Raw genomic sequence first — 21,698 nt, forward strand, 5'->3', positions numbered from 1 at the left:
GCAGTCGACAACAGGGAGAACCATGGCTCAGCTACTGAGGGTCCAGAACTTCAACGTCTCCAGTGACGGGATCGGTGCCGGCGAGGACCAGAGCCTCGAGCGGCCCTTCGGGCACGTCGACCCGGGGAGGCTGTTCGCCTGGTGCGGCGCCACGGCGAGCTGGCCGATGCGGACCGAGCCCGGAGGGACCCGGGGCCTGGACGACTACCTCACCCGCGACTACGCGCGCAACATCGGCGCCGAGATCATGGGGCGCAACAAGTTCGGGCCGCAGCGCGGGCCGTGGCAGGACCACGAGTGGCAGGGCTGGTGGGGCGACGAACCGCCGTTCCACACGCCGGTGTTCGTCATGACCCACCACAAGCGCCCGTCGTTCAGCCTCTCCGACACCACGTTCCACTTCGTCGACGGCGACCCCGCCACGGTCCTCGCCCAGGCGCGGGAGGCCGCTCAGGGCAAGGACGTCCGGCTCGGCGGCGGGGTCACCACCATCCGGCAGTTCCTCGACGCGGACCTCGTCGACACGATGCACGTGGCGGCCTCACCGGTGAAGCTCGGCTCCGGCCTGCGGCTGTGGGAGTCCCCGGAGGAACTCCTCGACCGCTTCCACCTCGACGTCGTGCCCAGCTCCAGCGGCGTGACCCACCACCTGTTCTGGCGGAAGTGACCCCCGTGTCGCCACCGTTCACGGGCAGGCCGGGGCCCGCTCAGCGGGCGGGGTCCAGGAGGATCTTGCGGACCCCGTCGCCCCGGCCGTCGAACAGTTCGTACGCCGCCGGGCCCTCCGAGAGGGCCAAGCGGTGCGAGACCACGGCCTCCGGCGTGATGCGGCCCGCCCGGGCGAGGGCGATGAGGGCGGGCAGCTCGTAGTGGACCGAGCAGAGGCCGATGGCGAACTCCAGCTCCTTGACCTGGGCCAGGCCCATGTGGAACGGGAACGCCTTGCTCTGGCTGACCCCGACGACGCTCACCCGGCCCGCCTGCCGCACCGCCTTGAGCGCGAGCTCGATGGTGGCGTCCGAACCCACGGCCTCCACCACGGCGTCCGGCCCCCGGCCCGCGGTCAGCTCGCGCACGGCGGCCCGGGCGTCCTCGCCCTCGACCGGTTCGACCCCCAGGGTGGCGGCGAAGGCGCGGCGCTCGGCGACCAGGTCCACGCCCAGGACCCGGGCGGCGCCCATCGCGAACGCGGACTGCGCGGCCATCAGCCCCACAGGCCCGAGCCCGACGACCAGCACGGTCTCGCCGGGCCGGATCCGGGCACGGCGACAGCCGTACCAGGCGGTCGGCGCGTTGTCCGTCAGGACGACCGCGGCCTCGTCGGAGATGCTGTCGGGCACGCCCACCAGATTGACGTCGGCGAAGGGCACCGCGAGGAACTCGGCCTGGCTGCCCTGCAGTTGAGGGCTCACGCCATAGCAGAGGTCCGTGCTGCTCCTGGCGTTCTCGCACCTGGCGGTGAATCCGGCCGCGCAGGACCGGCAGCGGTCGCAGCCGGCCGACGCCGGCACCAGCACCCGGTCTCCGGGCCGGAAGCGGGTGACCCCGTCCCCGGTCTCGACGACGACGCCGACGCACTCGTGTCCCGGCGTGTAGCCCACACCGGGGCCGAACGGATTGCCGCGGTACAGGTGCAGGTCGCTGCCGCAGATTCCGGCGGCCGTGACCCGCACCACCGCGTCGGACGGGCCGGCGACGACCGGATCGGGCACCTCGCCGAAACGGATGTCGTGGCGGCCGTGGTACGTCAGAGCCTTCATCGGATCCCCTCGCCCCCGGCTCTCACACGTCCGCGATCCGGAGCACGAGCTTCCCGGTGTTCTCGCCGCGGAACAGCCGCAACAGCGTGTCGGGGAAGTCCGTCACGGTCCCGTCGACCACGTCCTCCAGCGACGTCAGCCGCCCCTCCGCCAGCCAGGCGGCGAGCTGCGCCGTGCCCTCGGCGTACCGGTCGGCGTAGTCGAAGACCACCATGCCGGTCATGGACGCCCGGTTCACGAGCAACGACAGGTAGTTGGCCGGGCCCTGCGGCTTCGCGCTGTTGTACTGGGAGATCGCACCGCACACGACGACGCGCGCACCCCGCGCCAACCGTGTCAGCACGGTGTCCAGGATGTCGCCGCCGACATTGTCGAAGTACACGTCGACGCCGTCCGGGGCATGCTCCCGCAGCGCCTTGCCGACGTCCTCGCCGCGGTAGTCGATCGCGGCGTCGAACCCGAACTCCTCCACCAGCAGACGGCACTTGTCCGCGCCGCCCGCGATGCCGACGACCCGGCAGCCGAGGATCCGGGCGATCTGCCCGACGACGCTGCCGACCGCGCCGGCGGCCCCGGACACCACGACGGTCTGGCCCGGCTCGGGACGCCCGATGTCGATCAGGCCGAAGTACGCCGTCATGCCCGACATGCCGAGCGTGCCGAGGTACGTCGGCACAGGAGCCGCGTCCGGGTCGACCTTGACGACGCCCCGCCCGTCCGAGAGGCAGTACTCCTGCACTCCGAACGTGCCCGACACGTGGTCGCCCACGGCGAAGTCGGGGTGCCGGGAGGCGATCACCCGCCCGACGGCACCGGCCCGCATGACCTCTCCGATCTCGACGGGACGTATGTAGGACCGGCCCGCGTTCATCCAGCCGCGCATCGCGGGGTCGATCGACAGGTGGTGCACGCGGACCAGGAACTCCCCGTCGCCCGGCTGCCCGAGCTCCTCCCGGGTGTGCTCCCAGTCGCCGGCCTTCGGCAGCCCCACGGGGCGTGCGGCCAGGCGGACCTGGCGGTTGACGATGCTCATACTCGGGCGGCTCCTTCGGCGGTCGCGGGCGACGGGGCGCGGTGGCGGCAGGCGCCAGACCACTCACCACCACGCCCCGACCCCCACGCATACCGTCCAGTCGGTACGTGCCGGTGAGGGTACGCTGCCGCGCCGCCCACGGCAAGAGCTCCCAGCGGGCCCGATCGCGCCGCCCACGGCAAGAGCTCCCTGCGCCGCCCCGACCGCCCCGCCCCTACCGCCCCGCCCACGCAGGAGACCCCTGCACGACGTCGACCGCCCCCCCCGTGGCGGCGCCCGAGTCAGACCGGCAGCCGGTAGATCGTCCGCCGTTCCCCGTACTCGACCACTTCGTCGCCCGGCCGCATGCCGACGGCCTCCAGCAGGCTGCGGGACGAGGCGTTCGCGCTCTGCGTGACGGCCACCAGCGACTGCGCGCCCGGCAGGTTCCGGGCCCAGCGGACCACCTCGGCGACGGCCTCCCGCCCCAGCCCGCGCCCCCACGCGTCCGGCAGGAGCGTGTACGAGACCTCCGTCCCGCCCCTGGGGGAGGACGGCTCCACGGTGACCAGCCCGACGACCGCGGACGTCGTCCGACGCTCGACCGCGAACGCCCCCGGCGTGCCCGGCAGCCGCCGGCGCCGAATCGCGATCCTGTCCTCGCTCACCGGCCCGCCGAGGTAGCGGCGCACCCGTTCGTCCCGCCACAGGCGCTCGATCGCCGGCACGTCCGCCGCCGTCACCGGACGGAGCAGCAGCCGGGGCGTCTTCAGCGCGGCGGGCCACCGAGACGGCGACCGCGTAGAGGTGTTGGGACTCATTCGGCACACCCTGGCACCGGTCCGGGCGCCACCGCGACCTGCCACGCCGCGCCGCGGCGAGCGCGCCGGGCCCGTTCGCCCCCTGCGCGGGCGGGGGACCGGGTGCGGGCCCGCCCCGCCCGACGAGGGAAGAACCGACAGGGGAAGATGAGAGGGCGAGCGAGCGGATCCGATGTGAGGAGTAGGCGCATGCAGCACGAGCGAGCGGGACGTCCGGCCGAGCCCGAGGACCTGATCGACGTCGCCCGCCTGGTGACGGCGTACTACGCGCTGCACCCCGACCCGGCGGAGCCCGGCCAGCGGGTGGCGTTCGGCACGTCGGGCCATCGCGGATCGTCCCTGGCGGTCTCGTTCAACGAGGACCACATCGCCGCCACCAGCCAGGCCATCTGCGAGTACCGCCGGGCGCAGGGCACCGACGGGCCCCTGTTCCTCGGCGCCGACACCCACGCCCTGTCCGAGCCGGCGAGGATCACCGCGCTGGAGGTGTTCGCGGCCAACGACGTGACGACCCTCGTCGACACCGCGGACGGCTACACCCCGACCCCCGCGGTCTCGCACGCCGTCCTCACCCACAACCGGGGCCGCACCTCGGGCCTCGCGGACGGCGTCGTCGTCACCCCCTCGCACAACCCGCCCGGCGACGGCGGCTTCAAGTACAACCCGCCCAGTGGCGGCCCCGCGGGCTCGGACGCGACCTCGTGGATCCAGGACCGCGCCAACGAGATCATCACCGGCGGCCTGAAGGACGTACGGCGCGTCCCGTACGCCAGGGCGCTCGCCGCCCCCGGCACCGGCCGCTACGACTTCCTCGACGCGTACGTCTCCGACCTGCCCGCCGTGCTGGACCTCGACGCGGTCCGGGAGGCCGGCGTGCGCATCGGCGCCGACCCGCTCGGCGGCGCCTCCGTCGCCTACTGGGGCCGCATCGCCGAGCAGCACCGCCTCGACCTGACCGTGGTCAATCCGCTCGCCGACCCCACCTGGCGGTTCATGACGCTGGACTGGGACGGCAAGATCCGCATGGACTGCTCGTCGCCGTACGCGATGGCCTCGCTCATCGAGCAGCGCGACCGCTTCCGGATCGCCACCGGCAACGACGCGGACGCCGACCGGCACGGCATCGTCACCCCGGACGCCGGGCTGATGAACCCCAACCACTACCTGGCCGCGGCCATCTCCTACCTCTACGCCCACCGCACCGAATGGCCCGCGGACGCGGGCGTCGGCAAGACGCTGGTCTCCTCCGGCATGATCGACCGCGTGGCCGCCGACCTCGGCCGTCGGCTGGTCGAAGTGCCCGTCGGATTCAAGTGGTTCGTGGACGGTCTGGTCGACGGCTCGCTCGGCTTCGGCGGCGAGGAGTCGGCCGGGGCGTCCTTCCTGCGCCGGGACGGATCGGTGTGGACCACCGACAAGGACGGCATCGTCCTGGCCCTGCTCGCCTCCGAGATCACGGCCGTCACCGGCAAGACCCCCTCCGAGCACTACGCCGCGCTCACCGACCGCTTCGGGTCTCCCGCGTACGCCCGCATCGACGCCCCCGCGACGCGTGAGGAGAAGGCGCGCCTCGCCAAGCTGTCCCCGGCGCAGGTCACCGCGGACACCCTGGCCGGGGAGCCGGTCACCGCCGTGCTGACCGAGGCGCCGGGCAACGGCGCGCCCATCGGCGGCCTCAAGGTGGCCACCGAGAACGCCTGGTTCGCGGCGCGCCCGTCGGGCACCGAGGACGTCTACAAGATCTACGCGGAGTCGTTCCGCGGCGCGGACCACCTCCGGCAGGTCCAGGAGGAGGCGAGGAGCGTGGTCCTGGGGGCGCTGGGCGGCTGAGCCGGCGACGGCCTGAGCCGGCGCGCGAGCGGCTGGGCCCGCACGACGAGAGCCACGCGCCACCGTCGTGCCGCCACGACGGACCGTTGCGTCGCCGCGCCGCCGCGCCGGTCCACGTGCCGCGGCGGGGTCCGGCCGTTCTCACGGCGTCGGACCCCGCCCGCGTGGCGACGGCCGGGCGCCCGAACAGGCCGGCGCCGGCCGGGAACGTGGCGTCAGGCGATCGACGCGGAGATGATCGCGGCCACGGCCAGGTTGCAGGACGCCGTCACCCAGACCGCGGGGTGCGGCTCGGGCTCGACCAGCGTCGCGCCCAGGCGCCCGGGCGTGATCAGGTCCACCACGAGGAACGCCACGGCCATCATCACCAGGCCCAGCAGACCGAACGCGGCCGTCGAGACCATCCCCTTGCCGAAGTCCTCGTACGTCGTCCAGATCGACGTGAACACGATCCCGCCGATGCCGAGCAGCGCGGAGCTGAGCACCAGGGCGGCGTTGCGGTTGCGCTGTTCCCAGATCTGCCGGCCCAGCTTGCCGGGGGTGAGCACGTCGACCAGGACGATGCCGAGGACCAGCAGGACGAGGCCGAGGGCGCCGTAAGAGGTGGCCCGGCCAAGTCCGTTGACGATGTCGCTCATGGGGATGCCCGGCTCCGTAATGTGAGTGATCGTTGAGTGATCGCGGTCAAGGTGACGCAAAATCTAGCGCACCCCCGCGCCACCCGATCGGCCGCCCGGCAGGACCGGCCCGCGCGGCACGGGCCGGCCGGTCGCCCAAGGGTCAGCTCCTGGCGCCGACATGGAGGGCGACGGCGCCCTTGGCGGGCACGGTCAGCTGTGCCTTGCCGTCGTCGCCGACGGTCACGGTGTTGCCGTCGCAGGCGCTCGGCGCCGCCTTGACGACGTCGCAGTACGTCCCGGCCGGCAGGGACGTCGCGAACGTCCGCGCCAGTGCTGCGTCGCCGGAGTTGATGGCGACGAAGCCCCGGTCGCCGCGGCCGAAGGCGATCGCGCCGCCGCCGTCGTCCCACCAGTCCGTCAGCTCGGCCGGGCCGACCGCGTTGCGGAAGCCCACCATGCCGGTGATCTCCCGCTTGGCGTGCGTGTCGGTCCAGCCGTCGCCGCCGCTGGGCGGGCCGGCGTCCTTGTCGGACCACTCGTAGCCGGAGAAGACGTTCGGGGAGCCGTAGGGCGAGGCGAGCATGAAGACGTTCGCCAGCGTGTACGTCGCGCCGTCCTTGTGGGTCAGCGTCGAGCCGTTGCGCTCGGTGTCCCAGTTGTCGACGAAGGTGCGGGCCCTGTCGCCGGGGAGCTTGCCGTCGGCGACGGCCTTGAGCCCGGCGATGGCGCCGCTCTGGAAGGCGCTCTTGAGGTGGCCGCCGTACCGGAACTCGTCGACGTCGCCGATCGCGGTGTACTCCTCGGGCCGCACCGCCTCGCCCTCGCCGTGGATGACCTCCGACACCCAGAAACCCGGGTCGCTCATCCTGGCCTTGATCGCCGCCACGTCGTCCGCCGGCATGTGCTTGGCGGCGTCGATGCGGAAGCCGTCCACGCCGAGCGAGCGCAGGTCGTCCAGGTACTTCGCGATGGCGGTGCGGACGGCGTCGCTGCCGGTGTCCAGGTCGGACAGGCCCACCAGTTCGCAGGTCTGGACGTTCTCCCGGTTGCCGTAGTCGGAGATGTCCTTGCGGCAGGAGTGGAAGTCCTGGTCCTGGTAGAGGCCGGGATAGGAGTACTTCGTGTACTGCGTGCCTCCGGTTCCGGTGCCGGACCCGGCGGCCATGTGGTTGATGACGGCGTCGGCGACGACCTTCACGCCGGCCTCGTGGCAGGCGGAGACCATCGCCGCGAAGGCGTCCCGGTCGCCGAGCCGGCCCGCGATCCGGTAGCTGACGGGCTGGTACGACGTCCACCACTGCTCGCCCTGGATGTGCTCGGAGGCGGGGGAGACCTCGACGTAGCCGTAACCGGCCGGGCCGAGTTCGTCGGTGCAGATCCTGGCCACGTCCGTGAACTTCCGCTCGAACAGCGTGGCCGTGACGGTCTTCTCTCCGGGGGGCGTGGCCTGTGAGGTCCAGGGTGCGAGGGCGGCGAGGCCGGCGGCGACGAGCACTCCGGCGAGCGTCCCGCCGACGACGCGGGATCGGTGGTGCACCATGCGGCTCCTTCGGTTCTCCGGCGTGGTGGGGCACGCCGTGGGAGGCAGCCGCGCATCGGCTGCCGTGGGGGGATTCCGCGACGGAGCCTGCCGTTCCGCAGTGAACACGTCAATAGAATCTGCAAGGGTTTCCTGCAACTTGCACAAGAGATTGCAAGGGTCCGGTGGGCCGGATCCGTCCGTCTGCCGCGGCCCGTTCGCGGTTTCTCGCCGGGCGCGGTGAGATTTTCGTTATCGCGGCGCGGCGCGGTTGTCTCCATGCTGTCGGACACGAGCTGAGGGCCGCGCGGCCCCGGGGAAGAGAGTGGTCGGAGTGGACAGCGCACGGCACGCCGCGGTGATCGAGGCGGCTCAGAGCGGGGACCAGCGGGCGCGGGAGGAACTCGTCGCCGCGTACCTGCCGCTCGTCTACAACATCGTGGGGCGGGCGCTGAACGGGCACGCCGACGTCGACGACGTGGTGCAGGAGACGATGATCCGCGCTCTGGGCGGCCTGGCGTCACTGCGCGATCCGGGGAGCTTCCGGTCCTGGCTCGTGGCCATCACGATGAACCAGATACGGGGCCGCTGGCAGGCCCACCACGCGATGCCCGCGGCCGGTGACCTGGGGGACGCCCACGACGTGGCGGACCCGCGCGCGGACTTCGTGGACCTGGCCATCGTCCGCATGGGTCTGACGGGGCAGCGCCGGGAGGTCGCGGAGGCCACCCGCTGGCTGGACGAGGACGACCGGGAACTGCTGTCCCTGTGGTGGCTGGAGGCCGCAGGCGAACTGACCCGGGCCGAGGTGGCCGCCGCGATGGAACTGTCGCAGCCCCACACGGCGGTGCGGGTGCAGCGGATGAAGGCGCAGTTGGAGATCGCGCGGACGGTCGTGCGCGCGCTGTCGGCCGTCCCGCGCTGCGTGCTGCTGGAGGACGTGCTCCGCACGTGGGACGGGGTGCCGTCGGCGCTGTGGCGCAAGCGCCTCGCGCGGCACGCGCGTGAGTGCACGGTCTGCTCACGACTCGGCGACGAACTGGTGCCCGCCGAAGGCCTGTTGGTCGGTCTGGGCCTGCTGCCGGTCGGTGCCGCGCTCGCCGAACTGACGGCCGCGCGGTGGTCCGGGTCCTTCGGGCTCGCCGCCTACGGCGAACCCGCGCCGGGCCCGTCGTACGGCGAGCCCGCGCCCGGCGGCCAGGTCCACGACGCTCACAGCACTCACAGCACTCACAGCCCGCACGGCACGGTCGAGATGACGCGGGGTCCGGCCCGGAGCGAGACGCGGCGCCGGGAGCGGCGGGCGCGGCGCAGGAGGGCCGGGGCGGTCGCCGTCGCGGCCCTGCTCGTGGGCGGGGGAACGCTCGGCGGAATGACCTTGCTGGGGCCGGACGACGAGGACGACGCGGTGCGCGCGCAGGCGGCCCCGGAGCCGCCCCGGACGGCGCACAGCCCGTCCCCGTCACCCGCCACCGAGTCCGCGTCGCCCTCCGCCTCCGCCTCCGCCGAGCCGTCCCCGTCGGCCTCGCCGAGCAGGAAGGCGCCGCGGCCGACACCGAGCAGGACCTCGGCCCGGCCCGCGCCGCCGCCGGTGCCGAGCCGCACGACGAGGGCCGCGGCCCCGCCGTCGTCCGTCGCCCAGCAGGTCACCGAGCTGGTCAACGCCGAGCGCGCCAAGGGCGGATGCGGCCCCGTCCGGCACGACGACGTCCTGGCCACCGCGGCCCTGCGGCACTCCGAGGACATGGACGCCCGCGACTACTTCGACCACACCAACCCGGACGGCGCGGGACCCGGCGAGCGCATCACGGCCGCGGGCTACGAGTGGAGCACCTACGGCGAGAACATAGCCCGCGGGCAGCGGACGCCCGACCAGGTGATGCAGGCGTGGATGGACAGCCCCGGGCACCGCGCCAACATACTCAACTGCGACTTCGAGGAGATGGGCATCGGCCTCCACGAAGCCGACGGCGGCCCGTGGTGGACCCAGGTCTTCGGCACCGCCCGCTGACCGGCACCGGGACGAGAACCCGCCGGGAACCGGGGGAGGAGGCACCCGCCCGGCCCTGACCGGACCGGCAAGGCGCCTCGACTCGTCGCGCCGGAGGTGGCACCGTACGGGCGCATGAAGAGGGTCGAAACCGGGCAAACCGTGCGCATGGTGCGCTGGCGGCTCACGCTGGCCAGCACGACCATGCTCTTCGTCGAGCTGGCGCTGATCAGGTGGGCGGGCGCCAACGTCGTCCACCTCAGCTACTTCTCGAACTTCATCCTGCTCGGCTCGTTCCTCGGCATCGGCATCGGCTTCCTCCTCCCGGCCGCGCGCGGACAGTGGCTGAAGCGCTGGACGCCGCTCCCGCTGGCGGTGCTCGTCGTCTTCGTCCGCGAGTTCCCGGTGCAGGTCCGCCAGAGCAGCGGCGAGGTCATCTACTTCACCGCCGTGCGGACCACCGGCCTGCCCGAGTGGGTGACGCTGCCGGCCATCTTCCTGCTGACGGCCGTCATCATGGCCGGCATCGGCAAGATCACCGCCGACCTCTTCCGGCAACTGCCCTCGCTCGACGCCTACCGCTACGACCTGCTCGGCAGCATCACCGGCTCGGTGTCCTTCGCCGCGCTCTCCTGGCTCCGCGCCCCGTCGGTCGTGTGGGGCGTACTCGCCGCGGTGGCCCTCCTCGTCCTCGGCGGCCGGCGCGAAGCCCTGCGGTACGGCATCCCGCTCACGGCGATGGTCGCCGCGCTGTTCCTGGAGTCGACCACCACCGGCATCTCCTGGTCGCCGTACTACAAGATCCAGCTCAAGCCCTCGCCGAACGCGAACCGGACCTACCACATCGCCGCGAACGGCGTCCCGCACCAGAGCACCGCGCCCCTCCCCGTACTGATGCAGCCCGACTCGCCGTATCTGAAGGCCTACGAACAGACGCCCCGCAACCCGCACAAACGCGTCCTGGTCATCGGCGCCGGCAACGGCAACGACGTCGCGGTCGCCCTCGCGCACGGCGCGGAACGCGTGGACGCCGTCGAGATCGACCCCCGCCTGCAGCAGATCGGCGCCGACCTGCACCCCGCGAAGCCGTACGACGACCCCAGGGTGCACACCCACATCGACGACGGCCGCGCCTTCCTGGAGCGCACGGACCGCGAGTACGACCTCGTCGTCCTGGCGCTGCCCGACTCACTGACGCTGGTGTCCGGCGCGAGCAACCTCCGCCTGGAGAGCTACCTGTTCACCCGTCAGGCCTTCGAGGCCGCACGCGACCACCTCGCACCCGACGGCGCCTTCGCCATGTACAACTACTACCGCAAGAGCTGGCTGGTCGACCGGTTCGCCGGCAGCCTCGAAGAGGTCTACGGCCACGCCCCGTGCATGACCACGTTCAACAAGAACGCGGCCGTGCTCGTGGCCGGCATGACGCCCGACGCCCAGTCGTGCGAGCGGACTTGGCGGCCCAGCGGCCCGGTCCCGGCCGCCGCGAGCGACGACCACCCCTTCCCGTACCTGCTCGACCGGAACATCCCCACGCTCTACCTGGGCGCGCTGGGCGCCATCCTGCTGGTGACGCTCCTGTCGGTGCGGCTGACCGGGGTCCGCATCCGCAGGACCCTCCGCTACGCCGACATGTTCCTGCTGGGCGCCGCGTTCATGCTGCTCGAGACGAAGAACGTCATCGGCTTCGCGCTGTACTTCGGCACGACCTGGCTCGTCAACGCCCTCGTGTTCTTCGGCGTCCTGGTCGCCGTCCTCGCGGCGGTCGAGGTCCGGCGCAGGCTCCGCCGCGTCAACCAGACCCTGCTGCAACTCCTGCTGTTCACCAGCCTCGCGGTGGCCTGGCTCGTCCCGGCCCAGGCCGTCCTGTCCCTGCCGTTCGCCGGACGGCTCGCCGCCGCCATCGCCCTGGCCTTCGCGCCCATCTTCTGCGCCAACCTCATCTTCTCGGACCGCCTCGCGCTCGCCCCCGACCCGACGTCCGCGTTCGGCGCGAACCTGCTGGGCGCGCTGACCGGCGGCGCCCTCGAGTACCTGGCCCTGGTGACGGGCTATCAGGCGCTGCTGCTGGTCGTCGCCGCGCTGTACCTGGGGGCCTGCGTCGCCATGCGGCTCGCCGGACGCGGGCCGGGCGCCCCGAAGACGGCGGTGAACGGCGAGACGGCGAGCGTCACGACATAAGGCCCGCCCCGGCGCGGCGCGGCGCGTCGCCCGGCCTCGGCGCGGTGATCACGACGTGCCGACATTCCCGGCGAGCGTCGGTCATGGTCTTGTCGCGGACGGGGCCTCGGGTTTCAATGCACCTCATCTCCCACAGGAGAACGCCCGTCCCACACCCAGCAAAGGGGTTCTTCTTGACCGCGATACGCGCCACCGCCGTCACCGCCGCGGCCTGCGCCACCGTGCTCGCCGCCGCCCTGCCCTCGTCGGCGATCAATTCGTACAACGCGACACCCGCCCCGGAACGCACCGAGGTCGGTGCGCTGGTGGCCACCTGGGACAACGACGACAACCCGGCGACCCCGGACCGGGTCGACTGGGTGTGCTCCGGCACGATGATCGACGCGGACACGTTCCTGACCGCCGCCCACTGCACCACCGACTGGCCGGACAACGTGCGGTTCTACGTGTCGCTCGACCAGGACGTGCAGGCCGGTCTCGACGCCGCCGCGAAGAAGTACCCGGGCGACCCGTCCGCGCAGGCGGCCGCCGTCGCCGTCGAGGGCCGCGCCCACAGCCACCCCGGCTACCCGGGACCCGCCTCCGACACCCGCGACATCTCGGTCGTCGAACTGCCCGCCACCAAGACGAAGGCACGCTGGTCGTTCACCCCGGCCACCCTGCCCACCGCGAACCAGCTCGGCGCCCTCGGCCCGCGGAAGCTGAACGCCACCGACTGGACCGTCGCCGGATACGGCACCCAGGAGGCCGTGAACGGGCCCGGCGGACACACCCACCCGGGCGGCGGCGTCCGCATGAAGGCCCCCGTGACCTTCGACGCCCTCAACGACGCCTGGGTGCGTCTGGCCATGACCGCCCCGCAGGGCAACGGCGGAGCCTGCTACGGCGACTCCGGCGGCCCCAACTTCGCGGTCATCGGCGGCAAGCGCATCCTCGCGTCCACCACCATCACCGGCGACAGCCCGTGCTACGCCACGAACGTCACCTACCGGCTGGACACGCCCGGCGCCCGGGCCTTCCTGTCCCCGTTCGTGAAGCTGCCGTAGGCCGCCCGCCCGCCCTCACCCGCGCGGACGCGACATCGCCGGGCGGGGGCGGGCCCGCTCGCACCCCGGGTCCCGCGCCGCCGCCGGTGGTGGAGCAGCGGCGTCGCCACCGCCGCGCCGCCCGGCCCGCGGCCGACGCGCCCCGTAGCGTGGTCGACGGCGAAAGGCCGAGCCCTGCGAGACCGACCTGTGGTGGTGCGATGTGCTGGAGCGCGGAGGCCGATCTCGTGGCGGGCGTCGCCGTGGCCGGCGTGGGAGTGGTCTGCCTCGCCCGCACCCGGCAGCGCCGTGACGTTCCCCTGGCCGCGCTGCCGCTGCTGCTCGGCGCCCACCAGATGATCGAGTCGGCCGTCTGGTCCTCCGGCGGCGGCGCGCACCCGGCCACGCTCGCCTGGGCCGTCATCGCCCTGCCCCTGCTCGCGGCGTGGGTACCGGCCGGCGTGCTGTGCGCCGCGCCCCGCCGTGCCCGGCGCCGGCTGGTCCCGCTGTGCGTCGTCGGCGCGGCGACCGCCGCGGTCCTCGCCCACGCCCTGGTCACGGGCCCCGTCACGGCCGAGATCCGCGGCCGCACCATCGGCTACGTCCTGGACCTGCCCCACTCGGCGCTCCTGGTCGCCGGCTACCTCCTGGCCACGGTGGGCTCCCTGCTGCTGTCCGGCGACCGCGGGCTGTCGGCCCTCGGGCTCCTGCTCGCCGCCGGGGCACTGGTCTGCTGGTGGCTGTGGCGGCTGGAGTTCGTCTCCACCTGGTGCGCGGTCGCCGCTGTGTGCTCGGTGGCCCTGTACGGCTGGGTCCGCCGACGCCGTGCAGCCGCGCCCGCGTTCCCCGCACCGCCCCCGGCCGGGTGACGGCGCGACGCGCGTCCACGGCCGTCGACTTTGGCCGATTGCCCGGTGTGATTCCCGGCCCGTTGCCGCTTGGCTGAAGGGGACGAGCGACCGTGTCGGGGCGAGGGGGACAGGTGTACGACTACATCATCGTGGGCGCCGGATCGGCCGGGTGCGTGCTGGCGGCCCGGCTCAGCGAGGACGAGACCGCGCGCGTCCTGCTGATCGAGGCGGGCCCGGCGGACGACGCCGCGGAGATCCACGTACCGGCGGCCTTCAGCAAGCTCTTCCAGACGACGTACGACTGGAGTTACCTCTCCGCGTGCGAACCGGGCCTCGACGGCCGGCGCCGCTTCCTGCCCCGGGGCCGCATGCTCGGCGGCTCCTCCTCCATGAACGCGATGATCTACATGCGCGGCAACCGCCGCGACTACGACGCCTGGGCGGCGGGCGGCGCCGAGGGCTGGAGGTGGCAGGACGTCCTGCCGTACTTCCTGCGCGCCGAGGACTTCACCGGCCCCGCGTCACCCTGGCACGCCACCGGCGGCCCCCTCACCGTCAGCGAAGGCCGCTCACGGCATCCGCTGATGGACGCGTTCGTGACGGCGGCGCAGGAGGCCGGTCACCCCTTCACCGACGACTTCAACGGGCCGGAACAGGACGGCGTCGGCTACTACCACCTGACCCAGCGCGACGGACTGCGCTGCAGCACCGCCGACGCGTACCTGCGGCCGGCCCTCTCCCGGCCCAACCTGGAGGTGATGACCGGCGTCCAGTGCACCCGCGTCCTGTTCGACGGCGACCGCGCGACCGGCGTCGAGGTGGACCGCGGCGGCGAACCGCTGTCCCTGCGCGCCGAACGGGAGGTCGTGCTGTCGGCCGGAGCCTACAACTCCCCGCAGCTGCTGATGCTGTCCGGCATCGGCCCGGCCGGCGAGCTGGCGGCGCTCGGCATCACGCCCCGCGTCGACCTGCCCGTGGGCGAGAACCTCCAGGACCACCCGCACGTCGGCCTGTGCTGCCTCACCGACGTCGAGTCGCTGTTCACGGCCGAGACGCCGGACAACCTCCGCCTGCTGCAGACCGAGGGCCGCGGCCCGCTCACCTCCAACGTCGGTGAGGCGGGCGGCTTCCTGCGCACCCGGGACGGACTGGACGCCCCCGACATCCAGGTGCACGCGACGCCGGTGATGTTCCACGAGGAGGGCATCAGCCCCGTCACCGACCACGCCTTCATGTTCGGCGCGGCCCTCCTCGCGCCCACCAGCCGGGGCAAGGTCTCCCTGCGCTCGACGCTCCCCGGCGCCAAGCCCCACATCCTGCACAACTACCTGACCACCGAGGAGGACCGCGCCACGATGGTCCGGGCGCTGCGGATGATGCTCGACATCGCCGAACAGCCCGGCCTGGCCAAGCACCGCCGGGCCGACTTCCGCGTCCCCGGCTCCACCGACGACGCCGCCCTGCTCGACTTCGCCCGGCGCGAGTTGCAGACCCTGTACCACCCGGTGGGCACCTGCTCCATCGGGCCCGTGGTGGACTCCCGGCTCGCCGTCCACGGCGTCAGCGGTCTGCGGGTGGTGGACGCCTCGGTGATGCCGACCGTGGTGCGGGGCAACACCAACGCCCCCACGATCATGATCGCGGAGAAGGCCGCCGACATGATCCGCGGGCTTCCGGCACCGGTCTGACCGCCGGCCAGGAGCAGGACCCCGGCCCGCCCGGCCCCGGCCCGCGTGTCACCGTACGCGCGCCACGTACACGGTGTTGGTCGCGGTGCCGCCCTGGAGCGGGTTGGCGAAGTCGACCACGTGGGCCTCGGCCGTGGCGAACACGTCGGCGAGCGCGGCGGTGAACGCCTCGTCCGGCGGGTCGTTGGACCACAGGGCGAACACGCCGCCGGGCAGCAGACGCTCGCCGAGATCACGCAGCCCTTCCGGGCGGTAGAGGGCCGCGTGGCGGGAGTCGAGGACGTGACGCGGCGAGTGGTCGATGTCCAGCAGAACGGCGTCGAAGCGGCGGCCCGGGGAGTCCGGGTCCGGGCCGGACGGGCCGCCGCCCACCGCCTCGAAGAAGTCCGCCCGCACGAGGCGGCAGCGCGGATCGTCGGCCACGCGCGCGCCGAGCGGCACGAGATGCCGCTCGTGCCAGTCGATCACCTCGCCGAGCGCCTCCACCACGATCAGCGACCGCACCCGAGGGTCGTCCAGGGCCGCCGCCGCGGTGTACCCGAGGCCGAGGCCGCCGACCACGACGTCCAGTTCGGCACCGGGCGCCGCAGCGAGGCCCAGGTGCGCGAGCGCGACCTCCCCGGCCGTGAACAGGCTGGACATCAGGAACTCGTCGCCGAGCTTCACCTCGTAGACGTCGTCGTCCGACCCGGGGTACCTGCGGCGGCGCAGGCTGATGTCGCCCAGCCGGGTCGGACGCCAGTCGATCTCCTCGAAACGCGCGCCCATCGGTGTTCCTCGTCTCTGCGCCGGCCGGTGGGCCGGGGCGTTCGGAATGTCCGCCGTGCCGCGTCTCAGGCGTCGATGATGACGGGGATGACGAGCGGCTTGCGGCGATGGGTGCGGAACGCCCAGTTGGCCACCGCGCGGGCGATGAGCTGCTCCAACTGGTGCGCGTCGCCGACGCCTTCCGCGGCCGCGGTGGCCAGCGTCTTCTCGATGACGGGGATCACGGACTCGAAGGTCGTGTCGTCGTGCACGAAGCCGCGGGCCAGGAAGTCGGGAGCCTCGGCGAGGGCACCGGTGTCCGCGTCGACGATCGCCACCACCGTGACCACACCCTCGGAGGCGAGGGTCAGGCGGTCCTTCAGGGACGCCTCGGTGGCGCCGCCGACCTCCATGCCGTCCACGTAGACGTTGCCCGCGGGCACCTTGCCCGTGATGGAGGCGCGCCCGTCGACCAGGTCGACCACGACGCCGTCCTCGGCGATGACGACCCGGTCCGGGTCCACACCCGTACGGATGGCCAGGTCGGCGTTGGCCCGCAGGTGACGCCACTCGCCGTGGACGGGCATGACGTTGCGCGGCTTGACGATGTTGTAGCAGTAGACGAGTTCGCCGGCGCTCGCGTGCCCGGAGACGTGCACCTTGGCGTTGCCCTTGTGGACGACGTGGGCGCCCCACCGGGTCAGGCCGTTGATCACCCGGTAGATGGCGTTCTCGTTGCCGGGGATCAGGGAGCTGGCGAGGAGCACGGTGTCGCCCTCGCCGATCCGGATCATGTGGTCGCGGTTCGCCATCCGTGACAGCGCCGCCATCGGCTCGCCCTGGGAACCGGTGCACACCAGCGTGACCCGGTGATCCGGCAGCTTCTCCAGCTCCTTGGTCGACACGACCAGTCCGGACGGCACCTTCAGGTAGCCGAGTTCGCGGGCGATGCCCATGTTGCGGACCATCGAGCGGCCGACGAAGGCGACCTTGCGGCCGTACTGGTGGGCCGAGTCCAGGACCTGCTGGATGCGGTGCACATGGCTGGCGAAGCTGGAGACGATGACCCGGCGCGGAGCCGTGCGCATCACCTGCTCGATCGCCGGGTTCAGCTCGCGCTCGGAAGTGGTGAAGCCGGGCACCTCGGCGTTCGTGGAGTCCGTGAGGAACAGGTCCACGCCCTCCTCGCCGAGCCGCGCGAAGGCCCGCAGGTCGGTGATCCGGTCGTCCAGCGGGAACTGGTCCATCTTGAAGTCACCCGTGTGCAGGACCAGTCCGGCGGCCGTGCGGACGGCGACGGCGAGGCTGTCCGGGATGGAGTGGTTGACGGCCACGAACTCGCAGTCGAACGGCCCGAATTTCCGGCGGTCGCCCTCGCGGACGCGGACCGTGCGGGGCCGGATGCCGTGCTCCTTGAGCTTGGCCTCCAGGAACGCCAGGGTCAGCTTCGACCCCACGACGGGAATGTCCGAGCGCTCACGCAGCAGGTACGGGACGCCGCCGATGTGGTCCTCGTGGCCGTGCGTCAGCACCACGGCGACGATGTCGTCCAGCCGGTCCCGGATCGAGGTGAAGTCGGGGAGGATCACGTCCACGCCGGGCTGTGTCTCTTCGGGGAAGAGCACGCCGCAGTCGATGACGAGCAGTTTGCCGGCGTGCTCGAAGACGGTCATGTTGCGACCGATCTCGCCGAGGCCGCCCAGGGGGACGACCCTCAAGCCTCCGGCGGGCAGTGGCGGGGCGGCCTTCAGGCCGGGATGCGGGTGACTCATACCGTGACGCTACCGGAGGGTCACCGGGATGATCCATTACCGACGAGCGGTGCCTCGCGGGCGCACGGCCGTCATCCGTGCGTACACCGGCGGACAACTCTGCCCAAACGTGAACGTCGGATGCCGTTTGTCCCGCCCAACTGCCGCTTCACGCCCGCGCGACTCTCGCACTAGGTTAGAGATGAACGATGGGAACGCGGCCGTCGGCCGCAGCCCGCGGGGCCGGCCCCTGCCCGCCGCCGCTCTCACGGGCCCCCGCAATCCCCGGCGCGCGCGGGCCCGCAGTCCCGACGTCGCCCGCCCGCACCGAGCGCGCAAGGAGCCCGCATGCCGCCCTCGACCTCGTCTCCCGACGCGTCCCGCCGGGCCGTGCCGGAAACAGACCGCTTGGTGGCCGCCGCCGTACGCTTCGCCGACGCGTTCCCGGCCGGGCGTCCCGTGCTGGGCATCGTGCGCGGCGGGAGCCGCGGCGACCGGGAGCGGGCCCGGCTGCTGCGCGCCGGACTCACCGAACGGCAGGTGCGCTGCACGGAGTTGGACCCCGTCGGCGACGCGGGCGCCGGGCCGGGGCGGCGCGCACGGCGACCCGCGGTCGACCTGCTGGTCCACGCCGGAGGCCCCCAGCCGGAGCAGGCCATGCGGGCGGCGGCCCTGTGGGGCCTGCCGCTGCTCGTCGAACGCCCGGTGGGCCCGCCGGGCGGCGAGCCCACCGCCTTAGGCGGCCGTCGCCTTCCCGTCGTGGGCATCCACCTCGGCGACGGCGGCTCCGGCGTGGCCGTGCGCGAGACCGTCCTGGTCTCCCTCCAGCCGCATCCGGGCGAGGTCCGCCTCATCCTCGACAACGAGAAGATCACCGCCCCCGGCGACCGGCCCCTGCGCGTCACCCTGACCGAACAGGGCCTGCTCCAGGCCCGCGCCGACTCCTTCGGCCTGCGCCGCGTCCGCCGCCTCCGCTTCGAACGCGCCTGGGGGGCCTACCGCCTGGAGGTCGACGGCACCCCCGCCCGCGACGTCCGTGCCCCCCTCCGGCTGGAGGCCCTGCCCGACCGCCTCCACCTGCTGCACCCGTGAGGACCCGCCACGGCACGGCCCGGTCGTCCAGGAGCCGCGCACGTCGCGGCGGTGGGGATCACGTGCGGGAGCGGGCGTCCTTCTGGAGGCGGTGGCGGAGGGTGGCGGCGAAGTCCTCGGCCATTTCCAGGCGGGCCCGCAGGGTCTCGCAGCGGGCGTCGGCCACCTTGCGGTAGGAGTCCAGCCGCTCCCGCAGCCGCTCGCGCTCCCCGCCGACGGGCGGGTCCTCCCGGTCGGCCAGCCGGTCGGTGATCTCCAGCAGGTCCCGCATCTCCTCCAGGGAGAAGTCCAGCGGTTTCATCCGGCGGATCACCATCAGCCGTTCGACGTCGGCCTCCGTGTAGAGGCGGAAGCCGCCCTTGCTGCGGGCCGACGGGATCACCAGGCTCACTTCCTCGTAGTGGCGGATGGTGCGCAGGGACAAACCGGTCCGCTCGGCCACTTCGCCGATCTGCATCCGCCGCTGCTCCGTCATCGCCCCATGGTCCCTTTCGCCGTCCCACTCCGCCCGCACGTCAGAGTAGGGTCTCGCCGCGTTCGCCGGCGTCCGGGCCATGATGCCGGACCGGCGAGCGGCGACGGGCCGACGTGCCGCGCCCCCTCCCGCCGCGGGGACGTGCGGCGGAAGGGGGCGTGCCAAGTGGCCGCGTACGGCGGTCAGCCGGCCGCCGGCCTCGTCACGTCCGTCACCGTCCAGCGCTGGTTGGCACCGGAGTTGGGCGGCCACGTGGTGACGGCGGCGCCGTCACCGGTGGCCTGACCGCCGACCTCCAGGAGACGGCCGGTGGCGGCGTTGACGAGGGTCCACGTGCCGTCGCCGGTGGTCGACGTGAGCCACTCGGTGGCCGCGTCGCGCCGGCCGGTGTCGGGCTCGGTCACAGGGACGTCGTCCCGCACGGCGAGGCGGTTGCCGGTCGCGGGGTCGGTGAAGACGTAGTGCCGGCGGACCCCGCCCTCGGGGTGCACCTCGCTCAGCCGCCACCGCTGGGCCGTCGGCCCGAGCACCAGGTTCGTCCCGTTGGCCGCGAGCGTGACGGCCTTGCCGCTCTGGACACCGGTCAGCGTGTACGTGTGGCCCTTGCGCAGCAGCGGGGCGTCCGCCGCGACGCCCGAGACGCCCTTGACGCGGAAGGACGTCACGGACTGCGCCGGCACGGTGAACGTGGCCCGGCGGTCGTCGACCGCGACGGGCGCGTGCTCGCGCAGCTTGCCGTCGGCGCTGGTCACCACCGGGGTCACGGTGGCGGTGGGGTTGACGTCGGCGAACTTCGACAGGTCCACGGTGACCGCCCGCGGGGCCGTGGTGCCGTTGACGTGGACGACCGACGCGCTCCTGCCGTCGCTGCCGACGGCGGCCGCGCTGGAGGTGTCGTTCACCTTGACGAGCCGGTCGCCGGGCTTGATGAAGTGGGTGAAGTTCCGGGCGGTGTCGAACTTGGTGTTCGTCCGGATCGGGCAGCTCTCCAGGGTGTCCTTCGCGGTGCAGCTGAACGGCAGCTGGATGCTGCCCCAGTTGCCGCCCTTGGCGGACTCGCCGCCGGGCTTCATGTTGTCGTAGTCCTCGACGGGCTGCCAGAACACCCAGGCGCGCGGCTCCAGTTCACGCAGGTCGTCGACGATGCGCTGGGCGAGCCCGAGCCCGGGACGCATGTCCGTGAAGCTCTGCCCGTCGCCCCAGTCGCCCTCGACCTCGCTCATCCACAGCGGCTTGTCGGCGGCCTTGGCCTGGTCCCGCACGGTGGTTCGCCCGCCGGTCCCGTACGTGTGGACGTTCATCTGCGACACGAGATCGCGCGTCTGCTGCGAGTAGGCGTTCCAGTTCTGCGCGAAGAGGGACGGGTTGGTCTCGTCCATCGCGGAGATCTTCGCGCCGGTCCTCGCCTCGGCGAGCGCGGGCGCGAGCGCGGCGAGCACCTTCTGCTGGAGTCCGGGACCCATGTGGGCGCCCTCCTGCCGGCCGCCGACGGGTTCGCCGTCCGCGCCGAGGCGGGTGCTCCAGTAGTTGGTGTTGGGCTCGTTGAACGGGTCGACCGTGTCGACCTTGATGCCCTCCGCGTCCTCCAGCCGCTTCGTGGCGCCCGCCAGGTAGGCGGCGAAGTCGTCCACGGCGTCCGGCTTGAGCTGGTCGGCGGTGGCGTCGAAGCCACCGGACACGTATCCGCTGACGGTCATGAACCAGGGCGGGGAGTTGCTGAAGGTCTCCCAGTGGTCGATGTCGTCCTTGATGCGGTTCACCCACCAGCGCTGCGTCGCGTCGGCGTCGTCGTTCCAGTCGGCCGGGTCGTCGGCGCTCCACCAGTCGGTGTCCTCGCGGGTGGTGCCCGCGGGCGCCTTCCACCAGCCCTCGACGGCGCCTCCGGCCCGCAGGTAGTCCTTGACGTCGGGGGCGTTGCCGCCGCCGATGTTGTAGCGGGCGATGTTGAGCGCCAGGCCGTCGTCGCCGAACAGGAGTCGGGCGAGCTTCTCGCGTATCTCCGGCGGGTAGTCACCGGTGGCGTTGGCGAACCACACCAGGCTGGTGCCCCAGCCCTGGAACGGCTCCTGCCGGTACGAGGGGTCGGGCCGGACGGTGAGGGCGGCCTCGGCCGCCTCGGCCCGGGCGGGCGGCGCGGGGGCGCCGACCAGTGAGGCCGCGGTGGCCAGGGCGGTCAGGGCGGCTGCCCCGAGGAGCCGTCGCTTGCGGGTACGGCGTGCCATCGTGTGCTCCCAACGTGCGGTGTCGTCGCTGCGGTGGTCCCTCCCGCCCCGGACCGGGGGCGGGAGGGGATGGCCCCCGGTCCGGCGCGGGCCGGTCCGGGGAGTCGTGGGTGC

Annotated in this window: 17 protein-coding genes; 8 read left to right on the forward strand and 9 right to left on the reverse strand. The window is 73.0% G+C overall.

Annotation, left to right across the window (positions count from 1 at the left end):
- The first annotated feature begins 22 nt into the window (after positions 1-22).
- The gene (locus tag ACZ7D7_RS22330) at positions 23-667 is read left to right on the forward strand and encodes a dihydrofolate reductase family protein (RefSeq protein ID WP_470826405.1); all 645 of its coding nucleotides are present in this window, start codon (positions 23-25) and stop codon (positions 665-667) included.
- A 40-nt stretch (positions 668-707) separates the two neighbouring features.
- Here ACZ7D7_RS22330 and ACZ7D7_RS22335 read toward each other — a convergent pair whose 3' ends face one another.
- The 3 genes from ACZ7D7_RS22335 to ACZ7D7_RS22345 all read right to left on the reverse strand — a co-directional run bounded on the left by ACZ7D7_RS22335 (position 708) and on the right by ACZ7D7_RS22345 (position 3,593).
- The gene (locus tag ACZ7D7_RS22335; protein WP_470826407.1) at positions 708-1,760 is read right to left on the reverse strand and encodes an alcohol dehydrogenase catalytic domain-containing protein; all 1,053 of its coding nucleotides are present in this window, start codon (positions 1,758-1,760) and stop codon (positions 708-710) included.
- 22 nt (positions 1,761-1,782) lie between these two features.
- Positions 1,783-2,793 (reverse strand): NADP-dependent oxidoreductase, encoded by a 1,011-nt coding sequence (locus ACZ7D7_RS22340; protein WP_470826408.1) that lies wholly within the window; start codon positions 2,791-2,793, stop codon positions 1,783-1,785.
- 281 nt (positions 2,794-3,074) lie between these two features.
- Positions 3,075-3,593: a GNAT family N-acetyltransferase gene (locus tag ACZ7D7_RS22345; protein WP_470826410.1), complete on the reverse strand. Its 519-nt coding sequence runs from the start codon at positions 3,591-3,593 to the stop codon at positions 3,075-3,077.
- 189 nt (positions 3,594-3,782) lie between these two features.
- Between ACZ7D7_RS22345 and pgm the strand changes: the two genes are divergently transcribed.
- A complete protein-coding gene (gene pgm / locus ACZ7D7_RS22350; protein WP_470826412.1) occupies positions 3,783-5,423 on the forward strand; it encodes a phosphoglucomutase (alpha-D-glucose-1,6-bisphosphate-dependent) in 1,641 nt (546 codons plus the stop codon).
- Positions 5,424-5,638: 215 nt separating this feature from the next.
- On the opposite strand, the gene ACZ7D7_RS22355 is transcribed toward pgm, so the two are convergent.
- On the reverse strand, positions 5,639-6,061 hold the full coding sequence (locus ACZ7D7_RS22355) for a DUF350 domain-containing protein (protein WP_470826413.1): 423 nt from the start codon (positions 6,059-6,061) through the stop codon (positions 5,639-5,641).
- 142 nt (positions 6,062-6,203) lie between these two features.
- Positions 6,204-7,583: an alpha-amylase gene (locus tag ACZ7D7_RS22360; protein ID WP_470826414.1), complete on the reverse strand. Its 1,380-nt coding sequence runs from the start codon at positions 7,581-7,583 to the stop codon at positions 6,204-6,206.
- 313 nt (positions 7,584-7,896) lie between these two features.
- Between ACZ7D7_RS22360 and ACZ7D7_RS22365 the strand changes: the two genes are divergently transcribed.
- The 5 genes from ACZ7D7_RS22365 to ACZ7D7_RS22385 all read left to right on the forward strand — a co-directional run bounded on the left by ACZ7D7_RS22365 (position 7,897) and on the right by ACZ7D7_RS22385 (position 15,297).
- Positions 7,897-9,573, forward strand: a complete 1,677-nt coding sequence (locus ACZ7D7_RS22365) for a sigma-70 family RNA polymerase sigma factor (protein ID WP_470826416.1) — start codon at positions 7,897-7,899, stop codon at positions 9,571-9,573.
- A gap of 114 nt (positions 9,574-9,687) precedes the next feature.
- Positions 9,688-11,733 (forward strand): spermidine synthase, encoded by a 2,046-nt coding sequence (locus tag ACZ7D7_RS22370; protein WP_470826417.1) that lies wholly within the window; start codon positions 9,688-9,690, stop codon positions 11,731-11,733.
- A 173-nt stretch (positions 11,734-11,906) separates the two neighbouring features.
- Entirely contained in the window at positions 11,907-12,779 is an 873-nt protein-coding gene (locus ACZ7D7_RS22375) for a trypsin-like serine protease (RefSeq protein WP_470826419.1), read from the forward strand.
- Between the two features lie 200 nt (positions 12,780-12,979).
- Positions 12,980-13,627: a DUF6629 family protein gene (locus ACZ7D7_RS22380; protein WP_470826420.1), complete on the forward strand. Its 648-nt coding sequence runs from the start codon at positions 12,980-12,982 to the stop codon at positions 13,625-13,627.
- 113 nt (positions 13,628-13,740) lie between these two features.
- Complete coding sequence (locus ACZ7D7_RS22385) at positions 13,741-15,297, forward strand: GMC family oxidoreductase (RefSeq protein WP_470826421.1); 1,557 nt, start codon at positions 13,741-13,743, stop codon at positions 15,295-15,297.
- Between the two features lie 48 nt (positions 15,298-15,345).
- Here ACZ7D7_RS22385 and ACZ7D7_RS22390 read toward each other — a convergent pair whose 3' ends face one another.
- A complete protein-coding gene (locus tag ACZ7D7_RS22390; protein ID WP_470826422.1) occupies positions 15,346-16,065 on the reverse strand; it encodes a polyamine aminopropyltransferase in 720 nt (239 codons plus the stop codon).
- A 65-nt stretch (positions 16,066-16,130) separates the two neighbouring features.
- Positions 16,131-17,816 carry a ribonuclease J gene (locus ACZ7D7_RS22395; RefSeq protein ID WP_470826423.1) on the reverse strand — a complete coding sequence of 562 codons (1,686 nt, stop codon included), beginning with the start codon at positions 17,814-17,816 and terminating at the stop codon, positions 16,131-16,133.
- 327 nt (positions 17,817-18,143) lie between these two features.
- Between ACZ7D7_RS22395 and ACZ7D7_RS22400 the strand changes: the two genes are divergently transcribed.
- Positions 18,144-18,887, forward strand: coding sequence for a hypothetical protein (locus tag ACZ7D7_RS22400; protein ID WP_470826425.1), 744 nt, complete (start codon positions 18,144-18,146; stop codon positions 18,885-18,887).
- A 58-nt stretch (positions 18,888-18,945) separates the two neighbouring features.
- On the opposite strand, the gene ACZ7D7_RS22405 is transcribed toward ACZ7D7_RS22400, so the two are convergent.
- Both ACZ7D7_RS22405 and ACZ7D7_RS22410 read right to left on the reverse strand, forming a co-directional pair.
- Positions 18,946-19,362 carry a MerR family transcriptional regulator gene (locus ACZ7D7_RS22405; protein ID WP_470826427.1) on the reverse strand — a complete coding sequence of 139 codons (417 nt, stop codon included), beginning with the start codon at positions 19,360-19,362 and terminating at the stop codon, positions 18,946-18,948.
- Between the two features lie 182 nt (positions 19,363-19,544).
- Positions 19,545-21,584 carry an RICIN domain-containing protein gene (locus tag ACZ7D7_RS22410; RefSeq protein ID WP_470826428.1) on the reverse strand — a complete coding sequence of 680 codons (2,040 nt, stop codon included), beginning with the start codon at positions 21,582-21,584 and terminating at the stop codon, positions 19,545-19,547.
- Between the last annotated feature and the right edge of the window lie 114 nt (positions 21,585-21,698).

The sequence above is a fragment of the Streptomyces sp. NPDC037054 genome, from assembly GCF_055606745.1.